The sequence below is a fragment of the Glycomyces salinus genome (assembly GCF_016428645.1).
GTDB classification, from domain to species: domain Bacteria; phylum Actinomycetota; class Actinomycetes; order Mycobacteriales; family Micromonosporaceae; genus Glycomyces; species Glycomyces salinus.
Genome location: NZ_JAELXW010000029.1, coordinates 1 through 17,857, shown reverse-complemented (window position 1 = coordinate 17,857; position 17,857 = coordinate 1). Strand labels below are relative to the sequence as shown.

At 69.4% G+C, this 17,857-nt stretch carries 18 protein-coding genes; 12 read left to right on the top strand and 6 right to left on the bottom strand.

Annotated features, from left to right (window positions below; all coding sequences use genetic code 11):
* Positions 1-112 precede the first annotated feature (112 nt).
* From JFB92_RS10550 to JFB92_RS10535, 4 genes are all read left to right on the top strand, one after another.
* The gene (locus JFB92_RS10550) at positions 113-1,594 is read left to right on the top strand and encodes an acyl-CoA carboxylase subunit beta (RefSeq protein WP_199037930.1); all 1,482 of its coding nucleotides are present in this window, start codon (positions 113-115) and stop codon (positions 1,592-1,594) included.
* A 9-nt stretch (positions 1,595-1,603) separates the two neighbouring features.
* Positions 1,604-2,731: an acyl-CoA dehydrogenase family protein gene (locus JFB92_RS10545; RefSeq protein ID WP_199037870.1), complete on the top strand. Its 1,128-nt coding sequence runs from the start codon at positions 1,604-1,606 to the stop codon at positions 2,729-2,731.
* Positions 2,732-2,813: 82 nt separating this feature from the next.
* Positions 2,814-3,293 carry a Rieske (2Fe-2S) protein gene (locus tag JFB92_RS10540; protein ID WP_199037869.1) on the top strand — a complete coding sequence of 160 codons (480 nt, stop codon included), beginning with the start codon at positions 2,814-2,816 and terminating at the stop codon, positions 3,291-3,293.
* A 128-nt stretch (positions 3,294-3,421) separates the two neighbouring features.
* The gene (locus JFB92_RS10535; RefSeq protein WP_199037862.1) at positions 3,422-4,027 is read left to right on the top strand and encodes a Uma2 family endonuclease; all 606 of its coding nucleotides are present in this window, start codon (positions 3,422-3,424) and stop codon (positions 4,025-4,027) included.
* Between the two features lie 58 nt (positions 4,028-4,085).
* On the opposite strand, the gene JFB92_RS10530 is transcribed toward JFB92_RS10535, so the two are convergent.
* From JFB92_RS10530 to JFB92_RS10515, 4 genes are all read right to left on the bottom strand, one after another.
* Positions 4,086-4,475, bottom strand: coding sequence for a DUF3151 domain-containing protein (locus JFB92_RS10530; protein WP_199037928.1), 390 nt, complete (start codon positions 4,473-4,475; stop codon positions 4,086-4,088).
* Positions 4,476-4,561: 86 nt separating this feature from the next.
* The gene (nhaA, locus tag JFB92_RS10525) at positions 4,562-5,941 is read right to left on the bottom strand and encodes a Na+/H+ antiporter NhaA (RefSeq protein WP_199037860.1); all 1,380 of its coding nucleotides are present in this window, start codon (positions 5,939-5,941) and stop codon (positions 4,562-4,564) included.
* An 87-nt stretch (positions 5,942-6,028) separates the two neighbouring features.
* On the bottom strand, positions 6,029-7,486 hold the full coding sequence (locus tag JFB92_RS10520) for an alanine/glycine:cation symporter family protein (RefSeq protein ID WP_199037858.1): 1,458 nt from the start codon (positions 7,484-7,486) through the stop codon (positions 6,029-6,031).
* A 192-nt stretch (positions 7,487-7,678) separates the two neighbouring features.
* Positions 7,679-8,110 carry a Fur family transcriptional regulator gene (locus tag JFB92_RS10515; protein ID WP_199037856.1) on the bottom strand — a complete coding sequence of 144 codons (432 nt, stop codon included), beginning with the start codon at positions 8,108-8,110 and terminating at the stop codon, positions 7,679-7,681.
* Positions 8,111-8,292: 182 nt separating this feature from the next.
* On the opposite strand from JFB92_RS10515, the gene JFB92_RS10510 reads away from it, so the two are divergent.
* Entirely contained in the window at positions 8,293-9,762 is a 1,470-nt protein-coding gene (locus tag JFB92_RS10510; protein ID WP_199037854.1) for a catalase, read from the top strand.
* Positions 9,763-9,931: 169 nt separating this feature from the next.
* On the opposite strand, the gene JFB92_RS10505 is transcribed toward JFB92_RS10510, so the two are convergent.
* Positions 9,932-10,513, bottom strand: a complete 582-nt coding sequence (locus tag JFB92_RS10505; RefSeq protein WP_199037852.1) for a helix-turn-helix domain-containing protein — start codon at positions 10,511-10,513, stop codon at positions 9,932-9,934.
* 107 nt (positions 10,514-10,620) lie between these two features.
* Between JFB92_RS10505 and JFB92_RS10500 the strand changes: the two genes are divergently transcribed.
* The 4 genes from JFB92_RS10500 to JFB92_RS10485 are packed head-to-tail and all read left to right on the top strand — an operon-like array spanning position 10,621 to position 14,455.
* Entirely contained in the window at positions 10,621-11,412 is a 792-nt protein-coding gene (locus JFB92_RS10500; RefSeq protein ID WP_199037850.1) for a TSUP family transporter, read from the top strand.
* A gap of 9 nt (positions 11,413-11,421) precedes the next feature.
* On the top strand, positions 11,422-12,408 hold the full coding sequence (locus JFB92_RS10495) for a GlxA family transcriptional regulator (RefSeq protein WP_199037848.1): 987 nt from the start codon (positions 11,422-11,424) through the stop codon (positions 12,406-12,408).
* 32 nt (positions 12,409-12,440) lie between these two features.
* The gene (locus tag JFB92_RS10490) at positions 12,441-13,052 is read left to right on the top strand and encodes an isochorismatase family protein (protein WP_199037846.1); all 612 of its coding nucleotides are present in this window, start codon (positions 12,441-12,443) and stop codon (positions 13,050-13,052) included.
* A gap of 23 nt (positions 13,053-13,075) precedes the next feature.
* Positions 13,076-14,455, top strand: coding sequence for an aldehyde dehydrogenase family protein (locus JFB92_RS10485; RefSeq protein ID WP_199037844.1), 1,380 nt, complete (start codon positions 13,076-13,078; stop codon positions 14,453-14,455).
* Here JFB92_RS10485 and JFB92_RS10480 read toward each other — a convergent pair whose 3' ends face one another.
* A complete protein-coding gene (locus JFB92_RS10480) occupies positions 14,456-14,938 on the bottom strand; it encodes a MarR family winged helix-turn-helix transcriptional regulator (protein ID WP_199037842.1) in 483 nt (160 codons plus the stop codon).
* A gap of 92 nt (positions 14,939-15,030) precedes the next feature.
* On the opposite strand from JFB92_RS10480, the gene JFB92_RS10475 reads away from it, so the two are divergent.
* The 3 genes from JFB92_RS10475 to JFB92_RS10465 all read left to right on the top strand — a co-directional run bounded on the left by JFB92_RS10475 (position 15,031) and on the right by JFB92_RS10465 (position 17,495).
* Positions 15,031-15,852, top strand: coding sequence for a nuclear transport factor 2 family protein (locus JFB92_RS10475; RefSeq protein WP_199037840.1), 822 nt, complete (start codon positions 15,031-15,033; stop codon positions 15,850-15,852).
* A gap of 22 nt (positions 15,853-15,874) precedes the next feature.
* The gene (locus JFB92_RS10470; protein WP_199037838.1) at positions 15,875-16,726 is read left to right on the top strand and encodes a haloalkane dehalogenase; all 852 of its coding nucleotides are present in this window, start codon (positions 15,875-15,877) and stop codon (positions 16,724-16,726) included.
* 352 nt (positions 16,727-17,078) lie between these two features.
* The gene (locus tag JFB92_RS10465) at positions 17,079-17,495 is read left to right on the top strand and encodes a hemerythrin domain-containing protein (RefSeq protein ID WP_199037836.1); all 417 of its coding nucleotides are present in this window, start codon (positions 17,079-17,081) and stop codon (positions 17,493-17,495) included.
* Positions 17,496-17,857 lie beyond the last annotated feature (362 nt).

Here is a 17,857-nt window from a genome sequence, read left to right as displayed (position 1 = left end):
GTGCGGGGTTTGACAGCGGGGTGATCCCAGGACACAATGTAAGCACCTTAACGATCGTTAAGGAACCTTGGAAGGGGTCGACGTGGAATACCGGGCCGAACGCGAAGCCGTCATGCGCGGTGGCGCCGAGAAGTACCACCAGGCCGCCGCCGCGGCCGGGAAGTACCACGCCCGCGAGCGCATCAGACTGCTGACCGACACCGACTCGTTCACCGAGGACGGCCTGTGGGCCAACCCCGATCCGGCGCTCCCGGCCGACGGCGTGGTGTGCGGCTCGGCCACGGTCCAGGGCCGCCCGGTGCGCGTGATCGCCAACGACTCCACGGTCAAGGCGGGGTCGTGGGGGGCGCGCACGGTCGAGAAGATCATCCGCACCATCGAGGCCGCCCAGGTCGAGCAGCGCCCGATCGTCTACCTCGTCGACTCGGCCGGCGCCCGCATCACCGACCAGGTCCAGCTCTTCCCCGGCCGTCGGGGGGCCGGCCGGATCTTCTACGAGCAGGTCCGAGCCTCCGGCCAGGTACCGCAGGCCTGCGCCCTGTTCGGGCCCAGCGCCGCCGGCGGGGCCTACATCCCGGCGTTCTGCGACATCGTGGCGATGGTCGACGGGAACGCCTCGATGTACCTGGGCAGCCCGCGCATGGTCGAGATGGTCACCGGCGAGCAGACCACGCTCGAGGCCATGGGCGGGGCGCGCGTCCACTGCGAGGAGTCCGGCGTGGGGCACTTCCTGTGCCGCAACGAGGACGAGGCGATCGCGGCGGTCCGCCGGTGGCTGTCCTACCTGCCGTCGAACTGGACGCAGGCGCCCCCGGTGCGGGCGGCCAGGCCCCCGAAGGACGTGTCGCTGCGGGAGGTCGTCCCGCCCGGCGAGTCGACGCCGTTCGACATGCACGACTTCCTGGAGGGCCTGGTCGACCGCGATTCGGTCCTGGAGGTGCAGGCCCGCTGGGCCGGGGAGCTCGTGTGCGCCTTCGCGCGCCTCGACGGCCGCCCGATCGGCGTGGTCGCCTCCAACCCGGGCGTGCGGGGCGGCGTCCTGTTCTCCGACTCGGCCGACAAGGCCGCGCGCTTCGTCAGCACCTGCGACGCCTTCAACGTCCCGCTGCTGTTCCTGGCCGACGTGCCGGGGTTCATGGTCGGCACCGAGTTCGAGAAGGGCGGCATCATCCGCCACGGCGCCAAGATGATCGCCGCCGTCTCCGAGGCGACGGTCCCGAAGGTCTGCGTGGTCGTCCGCAAGGCCTACGGCGCCGGGCTGTACGCCATGTCGGGCCCGGCCTTCGGCTCCGACGCCGTGGTGGCGCTGCCGACGGGCAAGATCGCGGTCATGGGGGCCGAGGCGGCGGTGAACGCGGTGTACGCCAACAAGATCGCCGCCATCGACGACCCCGCGGAGCGCGAGCGGTTCATCGCCGACCGGCGCGAGGAGTACGAGGCCGACGTCGACCTGCGCCGACTGGCCGGCGAGCTGGTCGTCGACGACATCGTCGAGCCGGAAGACCTGCGGGCGGACCTGATCGCCCGCTACCGTCGGCTGTCCCAAAAGGACCGCCGGTTCGGATCCCGCAGACACCCGATCACACCGGTGTAGGAGAAGCACATGAGACTCACACCCGAGCAGGCCGAGTTCGCCTCCGCTGTAAGGGAATTCGCCGAGACCGAGATCAAGCCCGTCATCGGCGACTACTACGAGCGAGGCACTTTCCCGGTCGACCTGGTCCGCGAGCTGGGCAAGCTCGGCGTCTTCGGCGTCACGCTGCCTGAGGAGTACGGCGGCGCCGACGCCGGACTGCTCATGCTGTGCCTCGCGCTCGAGGAGATCGGGCGCGTCGACTCCTCGGTGGCGGTCACCGTCGAGGCTGCCGTGACCCTGGGCGCCGAGGCCCTGTCGCGGTTCGGCACCGACGAGCAGCGGCGGCGCTGGCTGCCGCGGCTGGCCGCCGGGGAGGGCCTGTGCGCGTTCGCGCTGACCGAGCCCAGCGGCGGCACCGACGCCGGGCACACCGACACCAGGGCCCGTCTCGAGGACGGCCAGTGGGTGATCGACGGCGCCAAGTGCTTCATCACCAACGCCGGCACCGAGATGACCGACCTCATCGTCGCCACCGCCACGACCGGTCCCGGCGAGGTCTCGACCATCGCCGTCGAGCCGGGCACGCCGGGCCTGGAGATCGGCCCTGAGTACTCCAAGGTCGGCTGGCGGGCCTCGGACACGCGTCCGATCTACTTCGACGGCTGCCGGGTCCCCGAGGAGAACCTCATCGGCGAGCGCGGCAAGGGCTTCGCCCAGTTCCTGGACCTGCTGGACCACGGGCGGGTGGCCCTGGCGGCCCTGTCGACCGGGATGGCGCAGGGCTGCCTGGACGAGGCGCTGGCGCACTCCAAGGAGCGCGAGGCGTTCGGCAAGCCGATCGCGGAGAACCAGTCGATCGCGTTCATGCTGGCCGACATGCGGCTGCGGGCCCACACCGCGCGCCTGGCGTATCTGGACGCGGCCGAGGCGGCCGACCGGGGCGAGCCGTTCGGCACCGAGGCGGCGATCGCGAAACTGCACGCCTCGCAGGCGGCGGTGGAGAACGCGCGGGAGGCCACCCAGATCTTCGGCGGCTACGGGTTCATGAACGAGACGCCCGTGGCCAGGGCCTGGCGCGACTGCAAGGTCCTGGAGATCGGTGAGGGGACCAACGAGGTCCAGCGGATGCTCATTGCGCGTTCCCTGGGAGTTTGATTAAAACTTCAACTGAATCGTTGATCGGATCGGCCGCACCTGGCAAGCTCGTAACACCAAGCGAGCTTCAAAAGGAGCGCAAATGACCGATATCGACTCCGGCCGAGACCTGGCGAGACGGGTCCTGGCCTCCCGCCGGGGGCTGCTGTGCGGGGCAGCGGCCCTCGGCGCGGCCGGCACGCTGGCCGCGTGCGGCACGGCCGAACCCCAGTCGTCGGGCTCTGACGACTCCGACACCGAAGAGACCGGCGGCAGCGAGGAGAACAACGACGGAGGCACTGCGCAGGCGCTGGCGACCACAGAGGACGTCCCAGTCGGCGGCGGCATCGTGGCCGGCGAGACCGTGATCGTGCAGCCGTCCGCCGACGAGTTCCTGGCCTTCTCGGCCCTCTGCCCCCACCAGGGCACCGTCGTCAACGCCCCGGACGAGGCGGGGACCATCGTCTGCCCCAACCACGGATCCGAGTTCGACCTGGAGGGCGAACTCCTCCAGGGCCCGGCCGAGACCGGCCTGACCGAGGTGGACATCACCGTAGAAGAAGGCCAGATCCTCCCGGCCTGACCCGGCGCGGCCGGGGGCCGCTCAGGCCCCTGGCCCGCCCTGAAATCACTGTTCAAGCCTCGGTGACGACCCATCTGCCATACTGGGATTCGTATATACGAGACGTCATCCCCACCGAGGAGGCGACGATGGCCATGACCCTCGAACGATCCCAGCCGGCCACGCACGACTATGATGACCCAGATCTTTCATTCCGTCACCTTGTGCGGACTGCGGGTGATCTCGATCTGCCTGACGGACTCAACGCTGAGGTCTTTGGAGGAACCATCGTCGTGTCGCCCTGGTCGAAGGGTCTCTACTCGAAACCGATGCTGGCGCTCCTCAAGCAGCTGAACGCGCACGCCCCGGAAGGCCACGCCGCTCGGGAAGCGCCGTTCCTGTTCGAGTTCGCAAATTCCAGTGGCGCGGCTGGACCCGATGTCTACGTCGTCGACCTGGACATGATCGACTTGGATTCGAACGTCCTGCCCGGCCAGGCGTTGTCCCTGGTTGCGGAACTGACTTCGAATGCCACGCGCGAGAATGACCTGGGGTGGAAACTCGACATCTACGGGACTTCAGGGGTCCCCGTCTACCTGCTGTTCGATATGAAGGAGAAGCAGGTGACCGTTTACTCCAAGCCGTCCGCCAAGGGATACCGGGAGCACTCCACAGTGGAATTCGGCAAGCCGGTCCACGTTCCCGCCCCGTTCGAGTTCGGGCTCGACACCTCGGCGTTCAAGCGCGAAGACTGACATCGACCATGGTGAAGAGGGCCCCGAGGCTTCGCCTCGGGGCCCTCTTCACCATTGCTCAGGTCAGGGCGTCGGCGGCGGCCGGGTCGGCGTCTCGGAGGAACTGGGCGCAGCGGGCGGCCTCGTCGGCCTCGCCGATCGCGGCGGCGGCCCGGGAGAGCTGGTAGAGCGACTTGAGGAAGCCGCGGTTGGGCTTGTGCTCCCAGGGGATCGGGCCGTGGCCCCTCCAGCCCGAGCGGCGCAGCTGGTCCAGGCCGCGGTGGTACCCGGTGCGGGCGAAGGCGTAGGCGGCGATCTCGTCGCCGTTCTCCATGGCGTTCTTGGCCAGCCTGGCCCAGGCCGCGCAGAACCACGGGTAGGACCGGACGGTGTCCTCAGGGGAGTGTTCGTCGAGGTACTTCCTGGCCTCGGTGTCCTCCGGCAGGAGGCACTCCGGGGGCTGGGCCATGAGATTCTGCGGAGCCAATGCGGCGTCCTTTCAAAGATAGAGTCTCACTCTGGTTCGGGTCACTGGTGAAAACCGGTGAGCCAAGCCTAACTCCCGTCCTCGTCGTCCTCCACGCCAGCGGCCCGCTTCGGTGCTCCCCACGCCAGCAGGGCCCCGCCCAGGCACGCGGCGATCAGGGAGCCGCCGAGCACGCCGATCTTGGCCTCGTCGGTGAGCAGGGCGGCGTCGCCGCCGCGGAAGGCCAGCTCGGTGATGAACAGGGCGACGGTGAACCCGACACCGGCCACGGCCGCCAGGCCGGACATGAGCTTCCAGCCGGTCCCGTCGGGCAGGCGTCCCAGCCCGGACTTGACGGCGAGCCAGGTCGCCAGCAGCACCCCGCCGAACTTGCCGACGACCAGGCCGACGGCGATGCCGAGCGTGGCCGCCGAGGTCAACGCCGTCCCCAGGAGGTCGCCCGAGAGCGGGACCCCGGCGTTGGCCAGAGCGAACAGGGGCAGGACCACGAACGAGGAGAAGGGGTGGAACTGGACCTGGAGACGGTCGGTCGGCGACGCGGAGTCCTTGACGAGTTTGGCGATCTGCCGGTTCTCCTCGACCGTCAGACCGCCCTCGGCGAGCTTCTGGGCCTTGGAGTGGGCCACCTGCGGGTCCAGCAGCGGCCGCGAGGAGATGATCAGGCCCATGATCACCCCGGCGATGGTGGCGTGGACGCCCGATTCGAGCATGGCCAACCACATCAGCATGCCGATGACCAGGTAGACCGGGCCATACCAGACGTTGAGCACGCGAAGCACGACCGCGATGGCGACCAGGAGGCCGGCCAGGGCGAGCCACTCCATCGACATGTCCTCGGTGTAGAAGATCGCGATCACCGCGATCGCACCGAGGTCGTCGACGATCGCGAGGGTGAGCAGGAAGATCCTGGCCGGGGAGGGGATGCGGTCGCCGAAGAGCGCGACGATCCCGACCGCGAAGGCGATGTCGGTGGCCATCGGGATGCCCCAGCCGTGGGCGGCCTCGCCGCCGGCGTTGAAGGCGACGAAGATCAGCGCGGGCACGACCATGCCGCCCAGGGCCCCGGCGATGGGGGCGACGGCGTTGCGCACGTTCCGCAGGTGCCCTGAGGCGATCTCGCTCTTGATCTCCATGCCGACCACGAAGAAGAAGATCGCCATCAGCCCGTCGTTGATCCAGTCCTTGAGGCTGTGATGGAGCTCGAAGTCTCCGAAGTGGAGGCTGATGTCCAGGCCCCAGACGGTCTCGTACGAGGCCGCCCAGGGCGAGTTGGCCCAGATCAGGGCGATCGCCGCGCACACCAGGAGCACGATGCCGCCGGCCGGCTCGATCTTGAGGAACTCGGCGGCGGGGCGCCCGATGTACCGGGCGATAGAGCGGTCGGAATGCAGGAAGCTCGGCCTGGAGTTCCAGATGGCCGATTTCCAGGGCTCCTTGGTGATCCTCATGCGAGGAAGCCTAGCGAGGCCGGGTGCGGCACGCCATACTGTCGCGCGTATTCGTGTGACCGCGCCACACCCGGCGGGGCCTGGGCCTCAGGCGCGCTCGGCGGCATTCTCCGGTTCGGGCTCGGGTTCCCAGACCTGGACGCCGCGGATGCCGGAGACGCGGTCGCGGGTGAACACCGGGTCGGCTCCGGCCCGGCGCTGGGCGTCGTAGTCGGCCAGCACCTTGAGCACCACTCCGAACAGGGCGATGAGCGCGATGAGGTTGATGACCGCCATCAGTCCCATGGTGATGTTGGCCAGGCCCCACACGGTGTCGAAGGCGGCGATGCCGCCGACGAAGGCGCCGACGATGACCAGGATCCGCATCGCGTGGGTGGCGGCCGGCTTCTCGGTGACGAACTTGATGTTCGCCTCGCCGTAGTAGTAGTTGCCCAGGCACGAGGTGAACGTGAACAGCAGCAGGATCAGCGCCACGACCTGGAGCGCCCAGCTGCCGAGGGTGTCGCCGACGCCGGTGGCGACCATGTTGTCGGGCGCGGCGTCGCCGAAGGCCGGGTTGGTGGTCAGGATGATCATGGCCGAGATCGTGCACAGCAGCAGCGTGTCGAAGTAGACGCCGAACGCCTGGGTCAGGCCCTGCTTGACCGGGTGGGTGACCGAGGCGGTGGCGCCGGCGTTCGGGGCCGAGCCCATGCCGGCCTCGTTGGAGAACATGCCGCGCTGCGCGCCGACGATGAACGCGGTGCCGAGCGTGGCGCCGCCGATCTCCCGCCAGCCGAAGGCCGAGCCGACGATGTCGGCCAGGGCGCCGGGGATGCTGGCGAAGTTCATGGCGACCACGATGGTGCCGATGACGAAGTAGATGGCGGCCATGACCGGGACCAGGAGTCCGGCGGTGTGGGCGATGCGGCGCAGGCCGCCGTAGACGACCACGCCGACCAGCGCGGCCAGGCCGAGCGCGACGGCGACGGAGACCGGGGTGGACAGGCCCTCGCCGCCGGCGTCCCGGGCGGAGGTGTCGACGGCGCCGACGAAGGTGTTGGCCTGCACCATGTTGAAGGTGAGCGGGTAGGTCAGGATGAGGACGATCGCGAACAGGCCGCCCATCCATGCCTTGTTCATGCCGAATTTCATGTAGTAGGCCGGGCCGCCCTTGAAGCCCTGCGGGTGGCGGGTCTTGTAGACCTGGGCGAGGGTGGACTCGGCGAAGGCCGAGGCGGCGACCACGACCGACAGGATCCACATCCAGAAGACCGCGCCGGGGCCGCCGGCGGCGATGGCGCCGGAGACGCCGACGATGTTGCCGGTGCCGACACGGGCGGCCGAGGAGACGGCGAACGCGCCGAATGCCGAGGTGGCCCTGCGGCCGTCCATGGCCTGGCCGGGGTCTTCGCGCAGGCCGCGGAACATGGGACCGAGCAGTCGGAACTGCACGCCCTTGGTGGCGAACAGGTAGGCGAGGCTGGTGAGCGCCAGAAGGGGGATGACGATGTAGAGCCAGAAGACATCGTTGACGGCGTTGATCTGATCGAGCAAGTCGACCACTGCTCCTTACGGGGGGCGGGCTGATGGCCCGGTTCGCGGCGCGGCGGGGTGGTCGCGCCTGTCTCGGTATTCGGACAGCCCGACGAAGGTAGCGGAGGTCACCGACACTGGTCAAGTGGATCGCCTGGGTTTGACCGTTTCGTCATATCCGGGATACGCGGACGCGACGGCGCCGGCGGCGGTGAGGCGGGTCTAGGACCGGCGGTGTTCGCCGCGGCGGCACTCCGGGCACAGGCCGCGGAAGGTGATCGAGGCCTCGGTGACGGCGAAGCCGTGCCGCTCGTCGCCGGGGAGCCAGTCGAGCGGGTCGGCGACGGTGTGGACGTCCTTGGTGATCCCGCAGCCCTCGCAGATGAGGTGGTGGTGGTCGTGCTCGACGTTGGGGTCGTAGCGCTTGGAGCGGCCGTCGAAGTTCAGCTCGAGGACCTCGCCGAGGGCGACCATCTCGTTGAGCGTGTTGTAGACGGTGGCGCGGCTGATCTCGGGCATGCGCGCGCAGGCTCGGTCGAGGATCTCGTCGGCGGTGTAGTGGACGTGGGCACCGTCGAGCGTCTCGGCGATGACCCGTCGCTGCGGGGTCATGCGCCAGCGGTGCTTGCGCAGCCGTTCTACCAGGTCGCTCATGGCCGTCTTTCGAAGTCTCGTCGGAGGTGATCCCACTTTAGCAGCGGCGACGCTTGTGGCACCACTTACACCGGACTGGATCTTTGTTTAGACAGAGTCTAAGCTAAGATCGTGTCGATGGAAGGACCCGGACGCCCCAGCGGCCGGGACCCGGTCACCACCAAAGCGAGAGAGGGCGCTCCATGAGCGATCAGTTCGACAACACCGCGGGCCCGCTGACCACCGAGTCCGGCGCACCGGTGGCGAACAACAACCAGAGCGAGGCCGCCGGCGTTGGCGGACCCCTGCTCATCCAGGACCAGGTGCTCCTGGAGAAACTGGCGCACTTCAACCGCGAGCGCATCCCCGAGCGGGTCGTGCACGCCCGCGGCGCCGGGGCCTACGGCACTTTCACCGTGACCGCCGACGTCACGAAGTACACCAAGGCCGCCTTCCTCTCGGAGGTCGGCAAGGAGACCGAGACGTTCCTGCGGTTCTCGACCGTGGCCGGCAACCTCGGCGCGGCCGACGCCGTCCGCGACCCGCGCGGCTTCGCCCTGAAGTTCTACACCGAGCAGGGCAACTACGACCTGGTCGGCAACAACACTCCCGTGTTCTTCATCCGGGACGCGATCAAGTTCCCCGACTTCATCCACACCCAGAAGCGCGACCCGTACACCGGCTCGCAGGAGGCCGACAACGTCTGGGACTTCTGGGGCCTGAGCCCCGAGTCGACCCACCAGGTCACCTGGCTGTTCGGCGACCGGGGCATCCCGGCCTCCTACCGCCACATGAACGGCTACGGCTCCCACACCTACCAGTGGGTGAACGAGGCCGGCGAGCAGTTCTGGGTCAAGTACCACTTCAAGACCGACCAGGGCATCAAGAACCTCTCCCAGGCCGAGGCCGACGAACTGGCCGGCGCCGACCCCGACTCGCACCAGCGGGACCTGCGCGAGTCCATCGAGCGCGGCGAGTACCCGTCCTGGACGGTGCAGGTCCAGATCATGCCCGCCGCCGAGGCCGCGAACTACCGGTTCAACCCGTTCGACCTGACCAAGGTCTGGCCGCACGAGGACTACCCGCCGATCGAGATCGGCAGGCTGGAGCTGAACCGCAACCCGGACAACATCTTCGCCGAGGTCGAGCAGTCGATCTTCTCCCCGGCGCACTTCGTGCCGGGCATCGGGCCGAGCCCGGACAAGATGCTGCAGGGCCGCCTGTTCGCCTACGGCGACGCCCACCGCTACCGCGTCGGCGCCAACGCCGACCACCTGCCGGTCAACCGCCCCCACGCCACCGAGTCGCGCAACGGCAACCGCGACGGGTTCTACTACGACGGCCGCCACGGCGGCCAGAAGAATTACGAGCCGAACTCCTTCGGCGGCCCCGACCAGACCGGGCAGGCCCTGTGGGCGCCGGTCCAGGTCAACGGCGCCACCGGCGAGTGGGAGACCCCCTCGCACGCCGAGGACGACGACTTCGTCCAGGCGGGGAACCTCTACCGGCTCATGAGCGAGGACGAGAGGGACCGCCTGATCGCGAACCTCTCGGGCTTCATCGCCGAGGTCAGCCGCGACGACATCGCCGAGCGCGCCGTCGCGAACTTCGCCAAGGCCGACGAGGAGTTCGGCAAGCGGCTCACCGAGGCCGTCGCCGCACTGCGCAAGTAGACACAGACGCCGAGAGCGCGCGGCGGGCCCGTGAACAAGCCGCCAGGGTCCGCCGACGCTACCTCGACAAGGACCGACGGGAGCGACTCCCTGTCACTGCAAGCCGCCGGTCCTCCCGCCCGGCCGGGGGTTTCGAAGGGTTTCTCCCCCGGCCGGGCTTCTCCGTCCCCTACGCCTCTTCGAGGGCCCGGCCGCACTCGCCGCATTCGGGCGGCTTCTGCCGCGGGACCTCCACGAACTCCTCGGCCACGATCCACAGCCGCCACGACCCCGGCTGGTGGGTGACGGTAATCGAGGTGATGTCCTCCCGGTTGGGGCGCTCCAGGCCCCAGTCGATATCGAGGGGCTCGCGGTGCTTGGCGAGCTTGACCTCCCGGCCCTTGAGGTAGTAGCCGGCCCGCGAGTACACCAGCTCGGTCTGCTCCCCGTGCTCCTTGGGGCGCGGCTCGGGCCGCCGCTCTCCCATGAACGCGTGGTACTCGGTGTGCACCTGCCGCGCGATCTGCTGGAGCGGCACCGAGGAGTAGGACTTGACCCACCGGTTCGGCTGCTCGTTCTTCCACCTGGTCAGCCGCGAGGAGATCTCGGCGTAGGAGAGCTTCGTCCCGTTCCGGCGCCATTCGGCGGCGAACACCGACAACGACCAGTTGTAAACGGCCCGAACCGCTTCGAGCGTCTCCTCCAGATTCCGGCGCTGCTGCTCGTCGGGCCGGAACGTATACTCGTATCCGCGTTTCACCAAGTGGGTCATGGGTCTCGTCAGGTCCACCACCTGTTGATAGCAGACGATTACGGTCCGACACGTGTTCCTCACCTCATCGGCGTGTCGGCTAGCCGGGTGGCAAGTAGCCTCGTGCCGTGCCCCTGGAATTCGACGCCTCGCTCATAGGATTGCTGGTCGCGGCCGCGCTCTTCGCCGGCTGGGTCGACGCGATCGTCGGCGGCGGCGGCCTGGTCTCCCTCCCAGCGCTCATGGTCGCGTTCCCGAACGCCCCGGTCGCCACCCTTCTGGGCACCAACAAGCTCGCCAGCGTCTTCGGTACCACCACCTCGGCGATCACCTACGGGCGCAAGATCAAACTCGACCACAGGCTGATCTGGCCGACCACCGGACTGGCGCTGGCCGCCTCCGGGGCGGGGGCCGCGGCCGCGGCGGCGGTCTCCTCGAACGCGCTGCGGCCGATCATCATCGCGGTCCTGCTGGCCGTGCTCGTGCTGGTGGTCTCCAACCCGAGGCTGGGCGTCGAGCCGCAACCGAAACTGCGCACGCACTGGCGGGCGGCGGGGGTCATGCTCGTGTGCGGGGTCGCGATCGCCTTCTACGACGGCATCATCGGCCCGGGCACCGGCATCTTCCTGGCCGTGGCCTTCACGAGCCTCCTCGGATTCGACTACGTCACCGCCGCGGCGCACACCAAGGTCGTCAACGCCGCCACCAACTTCGGGGCCCTGGCCGTCTTCGCCGTGCAGGGCAACGTGAACTGGATGCTGGGGCTGTCCATGGGCGCGGCGACCATCACCGGCGCCTGGGCCGGGGCCCGGATGGCGATGGCGATCGGCTCGAGGTTCGTGCGGATCGTCCTGGTGGTCGTCGTGACCGCTCTGGTCCTCAGACTCGGCTGGGACGTGTACACCTCCTGGGGCGGCTAGGCTCGCCGCATGAGCGCACGATTCGAGTCCGTCGCGGTGCTCCTGTTCGACGGCGCGCCCCTGTTCGAATCGTCGGTGCCGATCTCGGTGTTCGGAGTCCGGCGTCCGGGCCTGCCCCGGTTCGACCTGCGCGTGTGCTCGGAGACCGGGCCGGTGTCGACGACGGCCGGGATCACCCTCGAAGTCCCGTACGGCCTCGATGCGCTCGAGGACGCCGACGTGGTCATCGTCCCGACCTTCCGCGAGGAGCTCGACGAGCCGTCCGCGAAGGTCCTCGAAGCGTTGCGCCGCTCGAAAGAGCGCGGCGCGACCGTCGTCGGGCTCTGCTTGGGCGCGTTCGTGCTCGCCGCCGCCGGGCTGCTCGACGGGCGCCCCGCCACCACCCACTGGCACCGGGCCCCGGAGCTGGCCCGCCGCCACCGGCTCGTACGGGTGCGGGAGGCGGAGCTCTACATCGACGACGGCGACATCCTCACCTCGGCCGGGAGCGCGGCCGGGATCGACCTGTGCCTGCACCTGCTGCGGCGCTCGTTCGGGGCCGAGGCCGCCGCGGGCGTGGCCAGGTCGATGGTGGTGCCGCCGCAGCGTTCGGGCGGCCAGGCCCAGTACATCGACCGGCCGCTGCCCGAACCGGACCGCGCCGATCCGGTCGCCGAGGTCCTCGAGTGGGCCGAAGGCCGGCTCGACCGGCCGCCGGCCGTGGACGAGATGGCCCACCGCGCGGCCATGAGCCGCCGCTCCTTCGACCGGCACTTCAAGGCCGCCACCGGGGCCACGCCCGCGCAGTGGTTCCTGCACCGCAGGCTGACGCTCGCCCAGCGGCTGCTGGAGGCGACCGACCTGCCGGTCGAGCAGGTGGCCCGCCGCAGCGGCTTCGCCTCCGCCGCGGCGCTACGCCCGCACTTCCGGGAGCGGTTCGGTACCTCCCCGGCCGCCTACCGGGCCTCCTTCGGCGCTGGCGCGAACCCGTCGGTCTCTGGCCGGGAACGCCGCTGACGGGGCCCCGAAGCCGGGGAAGACTTGGAGCCATGACAAACCGAGCACTCGTCGTCATCGACGTCCAGCAGGAGTACTTCACCGGCGGTCTCCCGATCGCCCACCCGCCGACCGAGGAGAGCCTGCCGAACATCACCGCCGCGATGGACGCGGCGGCCGCCGCGGACGTACCGGTGGTGGTCGTGCGGCACACCTCCCCGGCAGGGGCCCCGCTGTTCGACCGCGGCACCGCGGCCTGGGAGCTGCACCCCGAGATCGCGAAGCGACACCGCGACCTGCTAGTCGAGAAGCACACGCCGTCGGCGTTCGCCGGAACCGGTCTGGCCGACTGGCTCGGTGAGCGAGGCGTCGACACCGTCACCGTCGTCGGCTACATGACCCAGAACTGCGACGCCTCGACCGCCTACGAGGCCGTCGGACTCGGCATCGCCGTCGAGCTGCTTTCCGACGCCACCGGGACGCTGCCGATCTCCAACGGCGCCGGAAGCCTGACCGCCCGGCAGTTGCACCAGGCGATGCTGGTGGTCATGGCGTCCAACTTCGCCTCGGTCGCCGCCACCGGCGATTGGATCGCGGCCGTCGAGCGCGGCGAAGACCTTCCGGCGCCGGACATCTGGGCCAGCACCGAGGTCGCCCGCGCCTGAACCGGAGCGGTTACGCTCAGAAGATGCCGAATGCGAACCTCCCCGCCACCGTCGCGCGACTGCGCGCCCACTACGAGATCGGCGCGACCAAGCCCGTTCCTTGGCGCCTGTCCCAGCTCAAGGCGCTCGGCAACCTCTTGCGGGAGGGCGGCGACGAGCTGGCCGAGGCGCTGCGGGCCGACCTGGGCAAGGCCGCGGCCGAGTCGTTCCTGACCGAGATCGACTTCGTCGGCGCCGAGGTCAGGTCGCTGCGCAAGCACCTGCGCTCCTGGCTGCGCCCCAAGCGGACCCACACCCCGCCGTACCTCCAGCCGGGCAAGTCGTACGTGCTGCGGGAGCCGCTCGGGGTGGTGCTGGTCATCGGCCCGTTCAACTACCCGGTGCAGCTCACACTCGCGCCGCTGGCCGGGGCGCTGGCGTGCGGGAACGCCGTGGTCGTCAAGCCCAGCGAGACCACCTCGCGCACCTCGGCGACCCTCGCCCGGCTGATGCGCGAGTTCCTCGACCCCGACGCGGTCGCGGTCGTCGAGGGCGGGCCCGAGGCCGCCGCCGAGCTGCTCGAGCAGCGCTTCGACCACGTCTTCTTCACCGGGTCGAGCCGCGTGGGGCGCATCGTGGCCTCGGCTGCGGCCGAGCACCTCACGCCGGTCACCCTCGAACTGGGCGGCAAGTCCCCGGCGATCGTGGAGCCGGGCGTCGACCTGGCCGCGGCCGCCAGGCGGATCGCCTGGGGCAAGTTCATGAACGCCGGGCAGACGTGCGTCGCCCCCGACTACGTGATCGCCGTCGACGGAACCGGCCCCGAACTGGAGCACCACCTTTCCGAGGCGGTGCGCGAGATGTACGGCCACGCCCCGGCCGACAGCCCCGACTACGCGCGCATCGTCGACGAGCGGGCCTTCGACCGGCTCGCCGGGTTCCTCGACGAGGGACGCCTGGTCTGCGGCGGCGGGCACAACCGCGAGGAGCGCTACATCGCCCCGACCGTACTGGCCGATGTGGACCCCAAGAGCCCGGTGATGGCCGAGGAGATCTTCGGCCCCATCCTGCCGATCCTGTCCGTCGGCACGCTCGACGAGGCGATCGAGCAGGTACTCAGCCACGAGAAGCCGCTGGCGCTGTACGCGTTCACCGCCGCCGACTCGACCCGGCGGCGGCTGCTGACGCGCACCTCATCGGGCGCGGTCGGCTTCAACATCCCGGTGGCGCACCTGGACGTGCCGGGGCTCCCCTTCGGCGGGGTCGGGCACTCGGGGATGGGCGCCTACCACGGGAAGCAGTCGATCGAGACCTTCAGCCACGCCAAAGCCGTGTTCGACAAGCCGCTCATGCCCGACACGATGCAGGTGGTCTATCCGCCGTTCACGGCGGTCAAGGAGAAGATCATGCGCAAGTTGCGCTGATCACCACTTCCCGCGCGGGGCCAGGTGGTCGTTGAGGCGGTGCAGCAGGGCCGCGAACTGCTCGCGCTCGGCGGGATCGAACGGGGCCAGGATCGCGTCGTTGGTGCGGGCGAGGACCTCGGCGATCTGCCGGCGGCGCTCGTCTCCGGCGGGCGTCATCGAGACGACGTTGCGGCGGCGGTCGGCCGGATCGGCTTCGCGTCGGACATGGCCGTCGCCGGCCAGCTCGTTCACGGTGGCCACCAGGTCCGAGCGGTAGATCCCGGTCCGGTCGCTGAGCTGGGCCTGGCTCGAAGGCCCGAACTCGTCGAGCGAGGCCAGGACCGCGAAGTGGTACTTGCGGGCGCCGATCTCGGCCAGCGCTTCGCCGAGGGTGCGGCTCGAGTGGGTGGCGGCCATGCCGAGCAGCCGCCCGAACTGGGCGCGCAGCTGCCGAGGCGTGGCATCGCCGCGCCCGTACCCCAGGTCGTCGGGTGTCTCCATGCCGTCGATCATAGCCTGTTGCATTAGTGTCACTAATGATCTATATTCGTTAGCGCAACAAACATTAGTAGCCCTAACATATGGAGCCTTCAGTGAACGACCGCCTCAATGAGCACGTCGACCGAACCGAACTCGCCGAACTGGTCGCCCGCGAGGCGGCCTGGCTCGACGAGCACCGCTACGAGGACGCCCACCGCTTCTTCACCGAGGACGTGCGCGCCCGCACCCCGGGCGGCGAGGCCCGGGGCCGCCGGGCCCTGGTCGAGCTCGCGGCCGCCGAGCACGAGCGGTACGAGCAGACCCACCACCAGCCGACCGGCATCGTCGTCGACCTCGACGGCGACACCGCCCAGGTGCGTTTCTCCGCGCACATCGCCCTCGTAGAGAACGGCGGGACCACCACCGCCACCGCCCGCTACCGCCTCCGGGCCCGGCGCACCGAGGCCGGGTGGCGCTTCTCCGAACTGGAAATCGACCCGGTCACCGAGGCTCGGCCGCCGGGCCGCGCGCTCGACGACCGCGCCGAGCTGGCCGAACTCGTCTCCCTCCACAGCCTGTGGATAGACGAGGAGCGCTGGGACGAGACCGACCGGCTGTTCACCGCCGACGTCGTCGTCAAATCCATTCGCGGGGAGGCCAGCGGCATCGAAGAACTGGTGGAACTCGCACGCAAGGGCCACGACAGGTTCGACCGGACCATGCACAACAAGTCCAACTTCGTCATCGACCTCGACGGCGACACTGCAACGGTGCGGGCCCACGACATCGCCGTCTTCGCCATCGACGACGACACGGCATCCGTCGCGGCCGGAATCCACCACTACGGAGCGCGCCGCACCGAAGCGGGCTGGCGCTTCGACCGACTCGAGGTCACCCCGATCGCGCTTACCGAGGCCATCGGGCGAGCCCTGTAGGAACATCGGAGAGGAGACCATCGTGCACACCATCGAAGTCCTGGAATCTGAGATGTCGTACAAGGAGGAAGGCGGCGGCCCGGAAACGGTCGTCCTCCTGCACGGCAACCCGACCTCTTCCCATATCTGGAGGAAGGTGACGCCGCGCCTGTCCGGCTCGGCCCGCGTCGTCGCCCCCGACCTGATCGGCATGGGCGACTCCGGCAAGCCCGACATCGCCTACTCCTTCGCCGAGCACGCCGAATACCTGGAGGCGTTCCTCGACGCCGTCGGGATCGACCGCCCGGTCCTGGTCGGCTACGACTGGGGCGGGTCGCTCGCCATGGACTGGGCCGCACGGCATCCGGGCCGGGCTCGCGGACTGGTCGTGATGGAGACGTTCCTGCGGCCGATGACCTGGGCCGAGTACCCGGCCGGGGCGGTGGAGTTCTTCAAGACCCTCCGCACCCCCGGCGCGGGAGAGCGGATGGCCTTGGAGGAGAACTGGTTCATCGAACAGGCCCTCCGCGCGACGAACCCGGGCATCACCGAGGCCGACCTGGACGTCTACCGGAGCCCGTACCCGACCCCCGGGTCCCGCCGCCCGCTGCTGGCCTGGCCGCGACAGATCCCCCTTGACGGCACTCCGGCCGAGGTCGCCGAGCGCTTCGAGGTGTACGTCAAGTGGCTGGTGTCGACACCGGAGATCCCGAAGACCCTGCTGACGGCCTCGCCGCACGGCCTCGGATCCCCGGAGATGATCGCATGGGCGCGCGAGAACATCGCCGGCTTGGAGATCGCGAGCCTGGGCGAAGAAGTGGGCCACCACGCACCGGAGGACGCGCCCGAGGCGATCGCCGAGGCCGTCGCGAAACTGATCGGCCGCATCGGCTGAGACGGAAAAGGCCCTGACCGGCGTGACCGCCGGTCAGGGCCATACCCCTCGAAGACAAGCTCTGCGGCCCTTGCGGGCCCAGCGGTCAGGACCGGAATCGAACCGGCAGGCGCTCCCCGACCGAGCACCCGACCCGGACCGCCTGAGGCGATCCGCACCAGACTCTACCAAAGGACTCGCGCGCTCTACACCTGAGCCCCCTCCTGGATCCCCAACGGTCCCAACAGGATTCGGGAACGACCCGAAAAGCGGCTAGACTGGGTCCGCCGCCTCGCACGCGGCGACGAGAGAGGAACCGGACATCAGCTCAGAGACCGACCGACTGGTCGCCTTCAGCGGCCAGCTCCGAGCCGTGCACGAGCGCCTACGCGAGTCGATGGCGCTCGCCCGCAAGTCGATCGACGGAGAAGTCGAAGCGCCGGAGGGTATGGACCTCCTGGTGTTCTGCCGCGGCTTCTGCTCCGCCCTCAGCGGTCACCACAGCAGCGAGGACGCCGGACTGTTCCCGCAGATCCTCGCCGAGCGCCCGGATCTGAAGCCCGTGCTCGACAAACTGATGCAGGACCACAGCATGCTCGAATACCTCATCGGAGACCTCGCGGCCGCCCTGGACTCCGGGGCCGACCCGGCGGAGCTGCACCGGCATCTCGACGGCATCGGCGCGATCATGGAATCGCACTTCGGCTACGAGGAGCGCCAGCTCCTGAGTGTCCTGGAGACGGTCTCACCGACCGGCACACCGACGGAACTCCTCGGCCCGCTCGCTTGAGCCCCTCCGACGAGGGACGAAGTTCACCGCCTCGAATATGGCCCCGCAGGCGCTGCCGGCGAAAGCGGGAGGCCGCCGCACCGGCGGCGAGGTCGAACTCATCTGGCGAGCCAGTGAATGAGGCACGGACCACAATCGGGAAATTGCTGCATTACGAGAGGAACTTACTTCTCTTACGAGCGAATAGCGAGACCGATTCCGACCATGAAGGACCGTGCAGATAGGTCCGGTGCGCGTGTCGCTGGTTGCCTGAACAGCGCAGGTGTGCTTCCGTAGAAAGAAGCGCATCCCGCGCTAGCGACAAAAGAATATGGCCGGTGGGCCGCCTCCAAGACGCCAATCAAAGCGGCGGCCCACCTCTC